This is a genomic window from Gallibacterium melopsittaci, from assembly GCF_042433085.1.
Lineage (GTDB): Bacteria > Pseudomonadota > Gammaproteobacteria > Enterobacterales > Pasteurellaceae > Gallibacterium > Gallibacterium melopsittaci.
Map to the genome: position 1 here is coordinate 1 of NZ_JBHLWA010000033.1, position 15,852 is coordinate 15,852.

Annotated in this window: 15 protein-coding genes and 1 tRNA gene; 7 read left to right on the forward strand and 9 right to left on the reverse strand. The window is 36.3% G+C overall.

The features are described from left to right. Positions 1 to 66: 66 nt before the first annotated feature. The gene (locus ACFFHT_RS07490) at positions 67 to 828 is read right to left on the reverse strand and encodes a DeoR family transcriptional regulator (protein ID WP_382375046.1); all 762 of its coding nucleotides are present in this window, start codon (positions 826 to 828) and stop codon (positions 67 to 69) included. 245 nt (positions 829 to 1,073) lie between these two features. Between ACFFHT_RS07490 and ltnD the strand changes: the two genes are divergently transcribed. From ltnD to ACFFHT_RS07515, 5 genes are all read left to right on the forward strand, one after another. Then, a complete protein-coding gene (gene ltnD, locus ACFFHT_RS07495; RefSeq protein ID WP_382374958.1) occupies positions 1,074 to 1,973 on the forward strand; it encodes an L-threonate dehydrogenase in 900 nt (299 codons plus the stop codon). A 1-nt stretch (position 1,974) separates the two neighbouring features. Then, positions 1,975 to 3,213, forward strand: coding sequence for a 3-oxo-tetronate kinase (gene otnK / locus ACFFHT_RS07500; RefSeq protein ID WP_382374960.1), 1,239 nt, complete (start codon positions 1,975 to 1,977; stop codon positions 3,211 to 3,213). Further along, a complete protein-coding gene (gene otnC / locus ACFFHT_RS07505; RefSeq protein ID WP_382374962.1) occupies positions 3,210 to 3,842 on the forward strand; it encodes a 3-oxo-tetronate 4-phosphate decarboxylase in 633 nt (210 codons plus the stop codon). Before otnK ends, otnC begins: the two co-directional genes overlap by 4 nt. 2 nt (positions 3,843 to 3,844) lie before the next feature. Next, positions 3,845 to 4,627 carry a 2-oxo-tetronate isomerase gene (gene otnI / locus ACFFHT_RS07510; protein WP_382374964.1) on the forward strand — a complete coding sequence of 261 codons (783 nt, stop codon included), beginning with the start codon at positions 3,845 to 3,847 and terminating at the stop codon, positions 4,625 to 4,627. 72 nt (positions 4,628 to 4,699) lie between these two features. Further along, positions 4,700 to 6,055 (forward strand): GntT/GntP/DsdX family permease, encoded by a 1,356-nt coding sequence (locus ACFFHT_RS07515; protein WP_382374966.1) that lies wholly within the window; start codon positions 4,700 to 4,702, stop codon positions 6,053 to 6,055. Between the two features lie 231 nt (positions 6,056 to 6,286). Here ACFFHT_RS07515 and znuA read toward each other — a convergent pair whose 3' ends face one another. The 3 genes from znuA to ACFFHT_RS07530 all read right to left on the reverse strand — a co-directional run bounded on the left by znuA (position 6,287) and on the right by ACFFHT_RS07530 (position 10,118). Continuing rightward, on the reverse strand, positions 6,287 to 7,288 hold the full coding sequence (znuA, locus tag ACFFHT_RS07520) for a zinc ABC transporter substrate-binding protein ZnuA (RefSeq protein ID WP_382374968.1): 1,002 nt from the start codon (positions 7,286 to 7,288) through the stop codon (positions 6,287 to 6,289). A gap of 149 nt (positions 7,289 to 7,437) precedes the next feature. After that, on the reverse strand, positions 7,438 to 9,702 hold the full coding sequence (locus ACFFHT_RS07525) for a heavy metal translocating P-type ATPase (RefSeq protein WP_382375048.1): 2,265 nt from the start codon (positions 9,700 to 9,702) through the stop codon (positions 7,438 to 7,440). A gap of 32 nt (positions 9,703 to 9,734) precedes the next feature. Further along, positions 9,735 to 10,118 carry a cation transporter gene (locus tag ACFFHT_RS07530; protein WP_382374970.1) on the reverse strand — a complete coding sequence of 128 codons (384 nt, stop codon included), beginning with the start codon at positions 10,116 to 10,118 and terminating at the stop codon, positions 9,735 to 9,737. 93 nt (positions 10,119 to 10,211) lie between these two features. Here ACFFHT_RS07530 and cueR point away from each other — a divergent pair, with 93 nt between their 5' ends. Next, entirely contained in the window at positions 10,212 to 10,637 is a 426-nt protein-coding gene (gene cueR / locus ACFFHT_RS07535) for a Cu(I)-responsive transcriptional regulator (protein ID WP_382374972.1), read from the forward strand. Here the strand turns inward: cueR and ACFFHT_RS07540 are convergent. Continuing rightward, positions 10,620 to 12,023: a multicopper oxidase domain-containing protein gene (locus tag ACFFHT_RS07540; protein ID WP_382374974.1), complete on the reverse strand. Its 1,404-nt coding sequence runs from the start codon at positions 12,021 to 12,023 to the stop codon at positions 10,620 to 10,622. The two genes, cueR and ACFFHT_RS07540, sit on opposite strands and share 18 nt — an antisense overlap. Positions 12,024 to 12,041: 18 nt before the next feature. Further along, entirely contained in the window at positions 12,042 to 12,773 is a 732-nt protein-coding gene (locus tag ACFFHT_RS07545) for a 1-acylglycerol-3-phosphate O-acyltransferase (RefSeq protein ID WP_382374976.1), read from the reverse strand. A 123-nt stretch (positions 12,774 to 12,896) separates the two neighbouring features. Between ACFFHT_RS07545 and lpxH the strand changes: the two genes are divergently transcribed. Further along, positions 12,897 to 13,631, forward strand: coding sequence for a UDP-2,3-diacylglucosamine diphosphatase (gene lpxH, locus ACFFHT_RS07550; RefSeq protein ID WP_382374978.1), 735 nt, complete (start codon positions 12,897 to 12,899; stop codon positions 13,629 to 13,631). A gap of 115 nt (positions 13,632 to 13,746) precedes the next feature. On the opposite strand, the gene ACFFHT_RS07555 is transcribed toward lpxH, so the two are convergent. From ACFFHT_RS07555 to ACFFHT_RS07565, 3 genes are all read right to left on the reverse strand, one after another. After that, a tRNA-Asn gene (locus ACFFHT_RS07555) sits at positions 13,747 to 13,822 on the reverse strand. A 70-nt stretch (positions 13,823 to 13,892) separates the two neighbouring features. After that, the gene (locus ACFFHT_RS07560; protein WP_382374980.1) at positions 13,893 to 14,348 is read right to left on the reverse strand and encodes an RrF2 family transcriptional regulator; all 456 of its coding nucleotides are present in this window, start codon (positions 14,346 to 14,348) and stop codon (positions 13,893 to 13,895) included. 100 nt (positions 14,349 to 14,448) lie between these two features. Beyond that, positions 14,449 to 15,846, reverse strand: coding sequence for a YdgA family protein (locus ACFFHT_RS07565; RefSeq protein WP_382374982.1), 1,398 nt, complete (start codon positions 15,844 to 15,846; stop codon positions 14,449 to 14,451). Positions 15,847 to 15,852: the final 6 nt, after the last annotated feature.

Genomic DNA, 15,852 nt, shown 5'->3' on the forward strand with positions numbered 1-15,852 from the left:
ATAAATATTAGCCACAATTTTGTCCACTTGGCATAGTTTTTGACAGATTAGCAACAATTTTGTCTACTATGCCGCCAAAACTAATTCAATATCCATATTCCGAATCGTTTTTTGAATATTATCAGGCAACTGAGCATCAGTAATTAAACGATCAAATGCGGTTAATTCACAAATCCAAAAAGTGGCTAATTTGCCATATTTTGAAGAATCAGTAACTAAGGTTTTATGACGACTTGAAGCTAAAATTGCTCGTTTTACTGCTAATTTGCTTTCATCTGGTGTCGTTAGCCCTTTTAAACTCCAAGAGGAAGTAGAAACAAAAGCTAAATCAATCGAGATGTTGCGTAAAAACTGAGCTGCTAATTCACCGACTGCAGAACGGTTTAGTTTGTTAATTTTGCCACCTGTATGAATTAATTCACCTTTGCCATGGCTAATTAAAAAATCAGCGACTGCAAAATCATTAGTAATAATTAACAAATCTTCACGATCAGCAATATGGCGAGCGATTTCTAATGTGGTGGTTCCAGCATCAAGATAGATGGTAGAGTGTTCTGGAATTCTTTCTGCAGCATAACGGCCTATTTTTTCTTTTTCTGTCTGGAATAACAAAGATTTAGCGGTATGTGTTGGTTCTACGGATAAACGTTGCTGTAACTGTACTCCTCCCGAAACTGAAACCACAGCTCCCTTTTTTTCTAATGCTTGAATATCTCGGCGGATAGTCATATGTGAAACATTTAACAGTTCCATCAAAGTATTAATACTAACAATATTCTGTTCGTTAAGGATTGTTAAAATATGTTTTTGTCGTTCTGCGGGAATCATCATTCTATCCTGACTGTTTTTTATTAATTATATCCTTGATATTTCTATATATTCAATATGAATTTTGTGTCATGAGATTTTCATAGTTGAAATCGATTTATAATTCTCTTTCTACTTTTTTCACAAAAATATTTATAAGATATGTTAAGTTTTGTTAGAAATTGTGATCTAGATCGAAGAATTGATTGTATGAATAGAGTAGTATGCGTTTCATACAAAATAAACAACTCAAAGGAGAGATTAAAATGACATATTCAGTAGCCGTTGTTGGCTTAGGTGCAATGGGAATGGGTGCAGCTTTATCTTGTGTAAATGCAGGATTAGATACTTATGGTGTTGATTTAGATGAAAAACTTTTAGCTAAATTGAAAGCTGCTGGTGCAAAAGGAGTAGCAAAAAATGCGGCAGAATTTGCCGATAAATTAGATGCTGTTGTGTTATTAGTGGTGAATGCAAAGCAAGTTAATCAAGTCTTGTTTGCTGAAAATGGTTTAGCAAGTCAGTTAAAACCAGGTACAGTTGTGATGGTTTCTTCAACGATTTCTGCACAAGATGCAAAAGAAATTTCACAAAAATTAACAGAATTAAATTTAATTATGTTAGATGCACCTGTATCAGGTGGTGCTGCAAAAGCTGCTGTTGGTGAAATGACTGTGATGGCAGCTGGTTCAGAAGAGGCTTTTGCAAAATTACAACCCGTTTTAGATGCTGTGGCTAGCAAAGTTTATAACATTGGTACAGAAATTGGTTTAGGGGCTACCGTAAAAATTATTCACCAATTATTGGCAGGTGTACATATCGCAGCAGGTGCCGAAGCAATGGCGTTAGCAGCAAAAGCAGGTATTCCATTGGATTTAATGTATGACGTCGTAACCCACGCTGCGGGTAATTCATGGATGTTTGAAAATCGAATGAAGCACGTTGTTGATGGCGATTACACCCCGTTATCTATGGTGGATATTTTTGTTAAAGATTTAGGATTGGTGAATGACACGGCGAAATCATTAAAATTCCCACTTCACTTAGCAAGCACAGCATACAGTATGTTCACTGAAGCAAGTAATGCAGGTTATGGCAAACAAGACGATAGTGCGGTAATTAAAATTTTCAGCGGTATTGAATTACCACAAAAACAGGAGAAGTAAGATGTTAGGTGTAATCGCAGATGACTTTACTGGTGCGAGCGATATTGCCAGCTTTTTAGTTGAAAACGGCTTGCGTACGGTACAAATGAATGGGGTACCACATAGTGCGTTGGAAGAAGAAGTAGATGCGATTGTGATCAGCTTGAAATCTCGTTCAAATCCAGTTGCAGAAGCTATTCAACAATCATTAGATGCGTTGCATTGGTTGCAAAAGAATGGTGCAACACAATTCTATTTTAAATATTGCTCAACCTTTGATAGTACCGAAAAAGGCAATATTGGGCCTGTTACTGATGCGTTATTAGAGGCATTAGGTGAAGATTTCACCATTATTACACCAGCATTACCAGTAAATGGCCGTACGATTTTTAATGGCTATCTTTTTGTTGGACAAGTGTTATTGAATGAATCAGGTATGCAAAATCATCCAATTACGCCGATGAAAGATGCAAATTTGCTCCGTTTAATGGACTGTCAAGCAAAAGGAAAAACAGGATTAGTGCCGTATGCCGAGGTCATCAAAGGGGCCGAGAATGTTAAGCAATGTTTTGCACAATTAAAACAACAAGGTTATCGCTATGCAGTCGTAGATGCGGTCGATAATTCTCAACTTGATGTTTTGGCACAAGCTGTGGCCGATATGAAGCTAGTAACTGGGGGTTCAGGATTGGCAGCTTATATGGCAAAACATCAAGCACAAGGAAAAACACATCAAGCGTTTGTGCCGCCAAAAGGGAAAACCGTCATTTTATCAGGCTCTTGTTCCGTGATGACCAATAAACAGGTTGCAGATTATCAACAAAAAGCAGCAACAAAATGGTTGGATGTTGAACAGGCGTTGACCAGAGATGATTTTGTGGAAGAACTGTTTTCGTGGGTAGTGAAACATTTAGCAGATCAATATGCGCCGTTAGTCTATGCCACTGTACCACCAGAACAACTGAAACAAATTCAACAAAAATTTGGGGCAGAGATAGCGAGTCAAGCGATTGAACGTACCTTTGCACAACTTGCTGGTAGATTGCGTGATTATGGCGTAACCAATTTCATTACAGCAGGTGGAGAAACCTCAAGTATTGTTGTGCAACAACTTGGTTTTAAAGGTTTTCGTATTGGTAAACAAATTGCACCAGGTGTGCCTTGGTTAGCAACATTAGATGCTCCAGTTTATCTTGCATTGAAATCAGGCAATTTTGGACGTGAAGCCTTTTTCAGTCAGGCTCAGGAGATGATGCAATGAGTGAACAAGAAATTAAAACATTATTAGTTGAACTCTCTCGCTCGTTATTTGAGCGAGGGTTCAGTGTTGGTGGTGCTGGGAATATTTCAGTACGTTTAGCTGAAAACCGTTTTTTAGTTACTCCAACAGGTTCTTCACTTGGTCGTTTAAAAGAAGATGAATTATCGATAATTGATGGTGAAGGCAATGTATTAAGTGGGAAAAAACCATCAAAAGAGTATTTTTTCCATTTAGCACTTTATCAAAAGAAACCAGAATGCAATGCGATTGTACATTTACATTCAACCTATTTAACCGCGTTATCTTGTAAAGCAGACCTTGATTACAGTAATGCAATGAAGGCGTTTACACCTTATTACGTGATGCGAGTAGGGCAATTACCTGTGATTCCTTATTATCGTCCAGGTGCTGCCGAGATTGGTCGGGATCTTGCAGCGAAAGCAGATCAAGGAAAAGCCTTTTTATTAGCAAATCACGGTGTCGTGGTATGTGGGAAAGACTTACAAGATGCAGTGGATAATACAGAAGAGTTGGAAGAAACCGCAAAATTACTCTTTATTTTGCAAGGACAAAATATTCGTTATCTCACTGATGCAGAAGTAGAAGTGTTAAAGAATAGGGGGAAATAACAATGCCTAAATTTGCAGCTAATTTATCTATGATGTTTACTGAAGTACCATTTTTAGATCGTTTTGAGGCGGCAGCTAAAGCAGGGTTTAAATATGTGGAATATCTTTTCCCATATGAATATCCAGCAGCAGAACTTAAAGCGAAACTCGATCAATATGGTTTAAAACAAGTGTTATTTAATACCGCACCAGGCAATGTATCGGCAGGTGAATGGGGTGTTTCGGCAATTCCAGGACGAGAAGCAGATAGTCATCGTGATATTGATCAAGCACTAGAGTATGCCATTGCATTAGGTTGCCCTAATGTCCATGTGATGGCAGGCGTTGTACCAGATCCAAAAGAATATGCGAAATATAAACAAACCTTTATTGATAATGTACGTTATGCCGCTGATAAATTTAAACCTTATGGCATTAAGGTGTTATTAGAAGCATTAAGCCCACAAGTGAAACCTAATTATTTAATGTCTAGCCAATATCAAACCTTAGAATTGGTTGAGTTAATCAATCGGGATAATGTGTTTGTACAACTAGACTATTTCCACGCTCAAAATGTTGATGGCAACTTATCTCGTTTAACCGATCGTTTAAAAGGTAAATTTGCGCATGTACAAATTGCTTCTGTACCAGATCGACATGAACCAGATGAAGGTGAGATCAACTATACCTATATTTTCAACAAACTTGATGAAGTCGGTTATGACGGTTGGGTAGGTTGTGAATATAACCCACGAGGTAAAACCGAAGATGGGTTAGTGTGGTTTGAGGCATATAAAAATAAATAAGTTAATTAAACATAGGTGCGATTCATAATTTGTGTCGCACTTGGATATTCCGCCAAATTTAAAGGTGATTCTATGTCAAACGAAATGTTAATTTTAATAGGTATTGTGAGTGTTTTGGCTTTACTTACAATGATGATCAAAGGAAAAGTCCATCCATTCCTTGCCTTAGGAGTTGTTAGTATCGCAGTAGCTTTAAGTGCGGGAATTCCAATGAGTAAAGTCATTCCAACCTTAATCTCAGGGATGGGAAATACATTAGGAAGTGTTGCCCTAATTGTTGGTTTAGGTGCTATGTTAGGTAAAATTATTGAGAAATCTAATGGTGCAGATGTGTTAGCATCATGGTTACTTGATAAGTTTGGTGCCCAAAAAGCTGCTTTTGCTTTAGGAATGACAGGGTTTATTTTTGGTATTCCAGTATTCGTGGATGTTGGTTTTATCGTGTTAATTCCAATTATTTTCAGTGTGGCACGTAGAATTGGTGGAAATATGTTGGTGTATGCACTTCCAATTGCATTATCAATGTTGACCGTTCATGTGTTTATGCCACCTCATCCAGGTATTGTTGCTGGTGCACAAGGCTTAAATGCAGATATTGGACTTGTTCTTGGTTTTGGTTTTTTAGCAGCATTTCCTGCTTATATGATTGGTCAATTCTGTATTCCATTCTTTACTAAACGAGTATTTGTTGAGATTCCAGCTTCTACAGATTTAATCCAATATCAAAAAATGTTAGCTCAAGATGCAAGCGGATTACCAAAATTTGGCACTGTATTAGCGATGATTGTTACTCCATTAGTTTTAATTATGCTAGGTACTGTGACAGCAACAACTTTACCAAAAGGTAATATTGTTCGTGAAGTCTTTAGTATGATTGGTAGTTCTCCATTTGCATTACTATTGGCAGTATGTTTATCTTCTTATGTATTAGGGATTCGTCGTGGTTGGGATAAAGCAAAATTAGAAGAAATTCTTAATTCAGCATTAGCGCCAATTGCAGGAATTATCCTTATTACTGGTGCTGGTGGTATGTTTGGTAAAGTTCTTGATGCGAGTGGTGTAGGTAAAGCATTATCTGATGTTTTAGCAAGTACAGGTTTACCTCTTTTAGCGTTAGCATTCATTTTATCAGCGTTATTGCGTGCTGCACAAGGTTCTGCCACTGTTGCGACTATTACGACTGCAACGATTCTTGCTCCAGCGATTGCAGCAGCTCAATATAATGGTATTCAAATTGCATTACTTACTTCAGCTATTGGTGCAGGCTCAATGACATTATCTCATGTAAATGATTCATTATTCTGGGTATGGACAAAATTCTTTGGAATTTCTGTTTCACAAGGTTTAAGAACATGGACATTCTTAACAACAATTTATGGAACACTTGGTTTCTTAATGGTATGTATTATGTGGATGTTCGTATCATAAGATATTGATTCGCAAAATAAAAAAACTGCATCTTACTACTAAATAAGTAAGGTGCAGTTTTTATATTCTAATTTAGACTATATGCCTTTCTGTAAAGTGATTTTTTTATAAACTATATAGGAATTTAGGCGTAATAGGCTCAAATGAATCTGACAGCTCCTATTATTCGGAATAGGAGCTGTCAGGTTAAGAAGGAGAATATTTAGCGTTAAATATTGCTTTCTTTTGAGGTTACTTCAAACAACTCGCAAAAGCATCAGCAATTTGTTGTAAGAAAGCAGTATAAGATCCCTTACCTAATTTAATTTTCTCACCCATTGGATCAAGTTGTCCAACATTCACCTTGGTACTGTGTTGTAAGGTTTCAATCACTTTAGGCGTAAATTGTGGTTCTGCAAATAAGCATTGCACTTTATGTTCATTAATCTCTTCTTTGATTTCAGCTAATTTTTTTGCACCTGGTGCGATTAATGGGTTAATTGTGAAATAACCAGTTTGTTTTAAACCGTAAGCATTTTCAAAGTAACGATAGGCATCATGGAAGACATAGAAACCTTTATCTTTAAGAGATACAAGTTGTTGATTAATTTGTTTATTTTTATCTGCTAATTGTTGTTTAAACTCTGCTAGATTAGCTGCAATTTTATCTTTTTGTTGTGGGAAAGATTGGGTTAATTTTTCCGCTAATTGTTCTGCAACACGTTGGCTAATAGCGGGTGAAAACCAGATATGCCAATCTTGTTCTAATTCGTTAGCGTGATTATGATTATGGTCAGCGTGTTCATGGTTGTGTTCATCATGTTGTTGATCAGAATGTTGATGGTCGTGGTCGTGGTCGTGGTCGTGGTCGTGGTCGTGGTCGTGGTCGTGGTCGTGGGCAGAGGTTTCACCTAGCAATGACGCCAATCCATCAATTTTACTAATTGTTAATACGGTTTTTGGATCACGTTTCTCAATCGATTTTGCTAAAAAAGCATCGACATCTTCTCCGATCCATACAATGAAGTCTGTATCATGTACACGCTTAACATCGGATGGTTTAAGACTGTAATCGTGAGGAGATGCACCTGCTGGTACTAAAACTTGGGTATCTGTTACCCCATCAGCAATAGAAGAAGCAATAAAACCTAATGGACGAACAGAGGTGAGTATATCAGCGTTAGCAAAGGTGGTTATTGTATATATTGATAGAGCTAAGGTTATTTTATTAATATTTTTCAATGGGTTATACATATAAATTCCTCACGCAAAGTAATAAAAGGCAATTAAACTATGCCTATTTTAAATAAAAATCAAGTGTTATTCGGTAAATAAAAGCAAATAATTGCGAGTCATTCTTATTTAGGAAAGATTCACGCTCTTGTATCAAGAGCGTGAATAACTTAAGTGTGGAAATATCTTAAACGATTGGCATTCAGTACGACAGTTACTGAACTACAAGCCATTGCAAGGGCAGCCCACATTGGATTGAGTAAACCTAAGGCAGCGACAGGAATTAAGATTAAGTTATAGATAAAAGCAAAAAATAGACTTATTTTTATATTGTTGAAAATAGCTTTAGCTATTTTAATGGCATTAATTAATGTCATAAGATTGGTGTTAAGCAAAGTAAGATCAGCTGTTTCCATTGAAACTTTTGCGCCACTACCCATTGCAATGGATACATCTGCCATCACAAATGCCTGTGCATCATTTACCCCATCACCAACCATTGCGGTTGTCATCTGTTGAACACTTTGTTGAATTTGTTCTGCTTTGATTTGTGGGGTAGCTTGAGCAATAACTTGAGTCATTGTTAACTGTTCGGCAAAAGCATTTGCGGTATTGATGTTATCGCCAGTAAGCATGACACATTCTATTCCTAATGCTCTTAAATGATTTAAGGCAGAAACTGCATCAGATTTTATTTGATCACTAATCGCAAAAACATTAATTAATTGTTTGTCTTGAGCAAGAAAAACTAAGCTAGCAGCTTGTTGTAGATGTGTTTGTATAAAGATTTGTGCAGGAGCAATATCAATCTGTTGTTCTTGCATAAACACTTGACTACCTAATATCCAAGTTTTCCCATTCAGCGTGGCAATCAGTCCTTTGCCAGCAATTATTTCGCTACGTTCAATCGAGAAAGTTTGTAACTGTTGCTGTTGAGCAAATTGAATAATCGCATCAGCAAGTGGATGAACCATTTGTTGTTCAATGCTGGCTGCAACAGCGAAGCTATGTGGGTCTTGTTGCCAAACGGCATTTACCGTTGTTTTACCGGTAGTAAGGGTACCCGTTTTATCGAAAAAGATTCGTTTTACTTGAGTTAATTGCTGTAAACCATTGGCTTCCTTAACTAACATACCAAGTTTTGCAGCTTGTCCTGTACCGACAATAATTGACATTGGAATTGCCAAACCTAAAGCACAAGGACAAGAGATTACCAATACTGAAATCGCTGCTAGCATTGCTTTACTAAATGTAGCGCCAGCAATCAACCAACCAATTAAAGTGAATAAAGCAATAATCAATACAGCAGGAACAAAAATAGCTGCCACTTTATCGACTAACGTAGCGAGTTTCGGTTTGGAAGTTTGTGCTTGATCGATCGTGTGTATCATCTGGGAAAGTGTTGTATTACGACCTGTTTGTGTAGCAATAATTTGCTCACCACCGTTACTCACTAAAGTACCAGCTGTTACTTGATCACCTATCCCTTTTTTGACTGGTAGCGATTCCCCAGTAAGCATCGCTTCATTAATCCATAATTCACCAGTTTGTACCGTACCATCCACAGGAACCTTATCGCCAGTTTGTAACTGTACCAACATGCCAATTTTGACCTGCTTGGTTGGAATGGTTTTGCTTATTCCTGCTTCAATAATAGTTGTTTGAGTAGGCAATAAGTCCATAAGTGCAGACAGTGCTTTAGTCGCAGATTTTTTACCTCGACTTTCTAAAATTTTGCCAATATTGACAAACCCTACTACCATTAAGCCAGAATCTAGATAGAGATGGTGTTGGTTGAAAGTATGTGGAAATAGGATAATCAATAGTGATAACAATAAACTTGTCAATGCACCTAAAGCAACTAACGTATCCATTGAGGTGGTTTTATGACGAAGATTAGTCCAAGCTCGAATGAAAAAATGTTTTCCTGAATAATAGAGTGCTGAAATAACTAATCCACTCAACAGCAAATAAATTATTTGATACATGAGAGGCTGCGTTGAACCCAATTCAGCATAAGTTGGCAACCAATCAAACCACATCGCAAACATTAAAGCAAAACCAGTAACTAAAGCGACAATAGCTTGCTTGATTTTGTGCTGGATTTCTTGTTGATACTGTTGCTCAATGCGAGCAGCACGGCTCATTTCATCTTCAATTAATTCAGCTTGATAACCAGCATTGACTACTGCAAAGCAAATTTGATCAGCTTCTCCACCTAGCACAGTAGCCGTATTATCTGCCAGATTTACTCGCACACGACTAACACCTGTAACTTGTTGAATCGCTTTTTCTACTTTTGCTACACAAGCTGCGCACGACATCCCTTCGATCAGAAAAAGCTGTTCTAGGAGCTTGTCTGATTGAGTAGGTGTTATGCTATTTGTTTGTTTGATCGGGGATTCAACGTGTTGTTGTTCAACTTGTTGTGTTATTGGAAGAACAGATTTGACAACACGTTGATCAGCTACTTTGCTGCAAAACCTGCTTGTTCTATTGCTTGGATAGCTTGTTCTGTATTGGCATCACCATAAATTTTTGCCGAAGTTAGATCTACATCAGCATAAACTACATCAGTTAGGTTTTCTAATGCTGTACGGACGCTTTTTATACAATGTTGGCAATTTAAACCTGAAAGTTCAAGGGTATAAGCTGGGGTAGTTGCGATTTCTGCTTGATAACCTGCTTGTTCTACTGCTTGAATAGCTTGTTCTGCTGTCACATCGCCTACAATTCTCGCATAGTGTAATGATACTTTAACTTGTTCAACATTAGGTAAGGCACTAAGTGCTTTAGTTACGCTTTTAACACAGTGTTGGCAAGATAGATCAGCAAGTTTTAGTAAAAGCATAATTGTTCTCCTTAAATAAATTTTTCAGATAATTTTGATAAAAAACGGTGCTACAATAAACCTTCCTGTAAGGTAAGAGTCAAGGAAAAAAAGATGTATATTCATGAAGTCGCAAAATTGACCAATTTAACCGCAAAAACAATTCGTTTTTATGAGGAAAAAGGACTGATTACCCCTCCAAGTCGTAGTGCCAATGGTTATCGTCAATATGGAATCCAACATATTGAGGCATTAAATTTAATTCGTGAAGCGAGAGAAATTGGTTTTTCATTGCCAGAATGTGGACAACTTTTATCTTTATATCATAATCCACATCGGCGTAGTGCAGATGTTAAGGCACAGACATTAGCCAAAATTAATGAAATTGATCAACAGATAATGCGTTTACAACAAATGCGTGAAAAATTAACTTCATTAGCTGCACAATGTCCAGGGGATGATAGCGAAGATTGTCCCATTATTAATTCACTTAGTAGACAAAGTTGTTGCCAGCATAAAACATCACTGCACCACGAGTAAGCCCATACAACCTTTATCTGCCAATAGTAAATTAGACGCACCAAAAATAAATGGATAAGAGTTGGAAGATTGATTTTCAAATTTCACTAAAATTCGGGTTTCACCTTCTACCCACACAGTGTCTGTCCAACTCAGATCATCTTTAGTAGAACGTTTACCATTTTGTTGTTCAATTAAAAATTTAGCGCCTTGTAGTTGGAAACCTGTTGGTTGATCGGCAGAGAGAATCCAACGTTCGACCGTATCTAATTTAGCAACAATATCAATTCGGCGAGGATCAAAACGGCGTTGATTAATCATCGCATCTTGTGTGTTAAGGACAAAAGTGCGTTCTTTAACTGGTGTTAATGGTAATCCCAGATTAGCGTCAGGTAAGGTTGGTTTCTGTTGTGCAAAGGCAGAGGCTAAGCCTTGTGGACGTAATTCTAAAACAAGATTATTTTCTAGATCGTCAGATAAACCCAAGATACTGCGTAGTTGATCAAAAATACCACGATCTTTACCTGCCAATAATCTAACGGTTTGTCCCTGTGTTAAATTCACTAATACTTCAACTCGCTCACCAGGTACTAAAGGTAATGTTGTTATTTCTTGCGGCTTTGGTAAAAAACCTAAACCCGAGGCAATTTTCAATAGTGGTTGCTGGTTATCTAAAGCTAAATAGTAGGGGCGAGAAACAGAAGCATTAAGTAAACGTAAACGAACAAAACCTCTTGGTACATTCACGAAGCAATTACGCTGCCCATTCACGAAAAGCTGTTTTCCTAAAAACTGGTTTTTATCGAGATTAAAAAGTTGTTGACCTTCATAATTAAGGGAAAGATCTTGCAAAATAAGTGGAATATCATTTTCGCCATATTTGTTGGGAATTAGACCTTTCTTGCTTTCTTCATCTTCAATAATCCACATTCCAACTAAACCACGATAGCTTTGATACGCTGAACGACCAATGGTGTCACTATGATACCAACAAGTTGAAGCACTTTGTTTAATTGGAATAATCGGCGACCAAGAAGTTTGAGGTGCAATATTACGATTGATACTGCCTGAAATTTCACCATTTGCTTGTAAGCCCTGAATATTGATTGCAATCGTCTCACTTAAGCTATTGCGATAGGTTAAACGTAGAAAATCATTTTGTTTCATTTTAATGGTTGGACCGAGATAAAAATCATTGAAACCCCAAGCATCAACTTTTTGTTTGCCATTAAATGATTTTTTGATATTTAACGCATTCAATAGGATTGGAGAACCACGCCCAACAGCTGTTAGTGGAGGAATCCACAGAGGAACTTTATCTTCCGCCATTGCATAACGAGATAAGCTACTGCTAACAGCAACAGCTAGTGAGCTTTGTAGAAATTGGCGACGAGAAAAGTTTCCCATAATCCTCCTCCTTATTATTTATATGCGATGGTTAGTTTCTGCAATTTCTGCATCAAGTTTCGCAATATGTTGTTCCATTAAATCATGACAATATTTAGCAAAATCACGTACTGTTTCACGGCTGTAATCACTGCTTGAAATAGGTGGCAACATTTCACAAATGACTTTACCGTTGTGCCAGCGATTAAGATTAATTTTGTTATGTGTTGTTGAACAAACCACAGGGACCACTGGTACACCCGCTTCGATAGCAGCATAAAAAGCACCTGTTTTAAACGGCAGTAAACCTCTGCCACGGCTACGAGTACCTTCTGGGAACATCCAAATAGATAAGTTATCTTGATGAATGCGTTTCGCTAATGTAGTCATGGTATTGTGTGCTTTACTACGATTTTCACGGTCAATAAAAATATTACCTGTTGCCCAATACAATATGCCAAAAAAAGGAATCCAAATTAGACTTTTTTTTCCAACGCTTACTGTACGAGGCATTACCATATGTGAAATGGTAACCATATCATAATTATTTTGGTGATTGCCGATATAGATACAACGCTCAAATTTTTCTGCACCTTCAGGGTAGCGATATTCTACTTGTAAACCGAATAAAGGGTGTAAACGTGCGAACCAATGGGCAAAAAGAGCAACATTATTTGGATTTTTAAAGCGGATTAATGAATAAATAGAACCAATGACACAAATAAGAATACAACAAATAATAACAATCAAAATACGAAGTAATTTAAGCATAGGTTGTCCCTCAAACAAATTGCAGCAAGTATAGCGAATTTACTAGGATAAGTACAAAAGAAGAAAGCACGGATAACAAAAATGCTTTATAGTATGCGTTTCATTAATGAATGATAATTTAAGATGAGTAAACCAACCTATTTTATTGCCGATTTACATTTGAGCGAGCATTCTCCGCACTTGTTGGCACTGTTTCGTTATTTTATGACGAACTTGGCACCACAAGCACAAGCACTCTATATTTTAGGTGATCTATTTGATTTTTGGGTGGGAGATGATGAAGATTCTGCAACTATTCAAGAAATTAAACAGTTATTGCGTCATTTAACAGCACAAGGTATCCCTTGCTATTTTTGTCATGGTAATCGTGATTTTTTAGTAGGCGAACGCTTTGCCAAACAGACTGGGGTTCAACTATTACCTGAATATCATAAAATTGATCTCTATGGACAAATGACGTTGCTTTGTCATGGCGACACGTTATGTACTGATGATGTGGCTTATCAAAAATTTCGCCAACGTGTTCATCAACGTTGGTTACAGAAACTGTTTCTTTGTTTACCGTTAAATTTCAGAATTAGGCTTGCACAACGAATTCGTCAACAAAGCCAAACAGATAAACAGAATAAATCTGCACAAATTATGGATGTCAATGCAGATACTGTGGAAGAAACTTTTGCAAAGTTTCAAGTCAATCAACTGATTCATGGGCATACGCATCGTCAAGCGGTTCATGTATTAGAAAATAATAGAAAACGGATTGTATTAGGAGATTGGCGAGAGGAGTTATCTGTATTTGTTGTTGCTGCAGGACAAGAAGGTTATTTCCTTAATTTAGCTTTGCCAACCGAAAAGTAGATATAATAGAAAAAAGAAAGCCCATAGTATAAAAACTATGGGCAAAATTCTTTTGGTATTAAAACTAAATTTCATAAAAGGAGACAAATAAAACATAGTACCAAAAGAAAAAATCTGGCTCCTCCTGCTGGACTTGAACCAGCGACATATGGATTAACAGTCCACCGTTCTACCGACTGAACTAAGGAGGAATAGCCCCATTGGGCAATGCGGGCAGAATTTTATTTATTTTGTATTGCTTTGTCAACAGCTAAGCTAATGCTAATTTTTGAGTAGTTCATTTTCTGACGTAATAGGCAGAATGGTAAAGATTTTAGGATCTAAAAGAATATCTTGTAGTGTATATTGAGATAATGTTTGATAAAAAGCTTCAAACGCTTTTACTAGAATAGGTGGTAAACGGCAATTAGGGCTAAGACAACATTGGTTCTTGTTACCAAAACATTCAATAATTACACTTTTCTCCTCTGCTGATCGAATAATTTCAGCAAGATTTAATTCACTAGGCTCTCTATGTAATCTAATGCCACCACCTTTACCTCTAATTGACTGAATAAAATTATTTTTAGCTAAATGATGAATCACTTTCATCAGATGATTTTCAGAAATATGGTAGTTATTGGCAATTTCTTGAATGGTTGACAGTTTTTCACGATGGGCGGCTAAATAGAGTAGTAGAACACGCAAATTATAATCAGTGAAAGTACTTAGTTTCATAATAATTACCAAATAACGAATAAGAGGTATAAGTATCTTACGCCTTATTCGTTATTTGAACAATGTTCTGCCTAATTGATTAACGGGGACTTATCCTAGATCAAAACCCAGCAAATAATTGTAATAAACCAAATAATAATACTTCTTTTGGTATTTCTTGTTGGTTGAGATAAAACTTACCTTCTCTTTGTTCAAAATTTAATTCATAAGATTTATCAGTTTCAGTCAAAATTCCTTTTGCGACCTGTTCTTGTAATAATCTTTGAATATCATTTTGAGTATCTTGTAATTTTTGTTCATTCACAGTTTTTTCTGGATATTGTGCATTAGAAAAAGAAATCTTGATTAGATTAGCAATATATTGTTTTTGAAAGTCCTTATCTAAAATTAAGGAGAAGGTGAATTTATCAAAAATCTCTTCAATTTTCCCTCTATTTAATACTTGTTTAAAATTAGCATTCGCTAATTGAATATTTGTATTTAATGCAAATTTTCCGTGAGAATTATAAGCCTGTAATGGTTCGATAATAAGTTGTGGATGATTCATTAATACTGTTTGCAAGGCTTGCTCAAATGCTGGTTGATTATTTTCTAATGAAGCATCAATTATTTTTACCAAAGCATCGCCCTGCAAATGATTTAATTCGATTTTACTCTTTTGTGAGAAAAGTGATTGTTGATTAATTAGAAAATCTTTAATCGTACTATCACCTTTAATAGCATAAAAATCGCCATTTTTGCTAAATTCAAAATTACTTACTGGATCTTGATAAGTGACTGTAGCTAATACGTTTTCACTTAAAGATTGGCTAAGTTGAAATAATTTGAGACTTGTTGTTCCTTTTCCGATGGGGAGATATTGCCAATTAGTTAATTGTAAATCACCTTGTGTATCAAATTCATCTAATAAAACTTGTGTAGGTTTTGCGTATGGTTCAGGAGCAATATTTAAATCAAGATGTTTTAATGCAGCTCGATAGTGAATATTTTTATCTTTATCAAGCGTAAACTGAAATTGACTATCTGACCACTTAGCCTGTTCTTTTTCTGTTTGTAATTTACCTGAACTAATATCTAAATTAAGATTAAATTGTTGTTGATAACCAACATTCGTTGTCAATAATAACGGTTGTTCTTTACTAAAGAGTTTAAAAAATGGTTCAGTTTGTTGATTTTTGATTACAGTAGTTTCAGCCGAGGCGATGAGAGGCTGAAAGGAAAGATGTGACAACATATTTGTTGGAAATGGACCGTGATAAATATTACTTTGTACAGGGAATGATTTATCGCCAATTTTTACCTCATATTGCATCTCACTGGAAAAGAAGTGTCGTTGAAATTTAACATTTTCAATCTGAAGGAATTTATTTTGATTAATCGCCGCAATTCTTTCAGGATAATTTTGTTCAATTTGTTTACCTGTGTACCAAGCTCCACCAATCCACACACCTCCAAGTACTATGATTACTGCAGGAATGATAGCCCATTTCTTTTGCATAAGAAT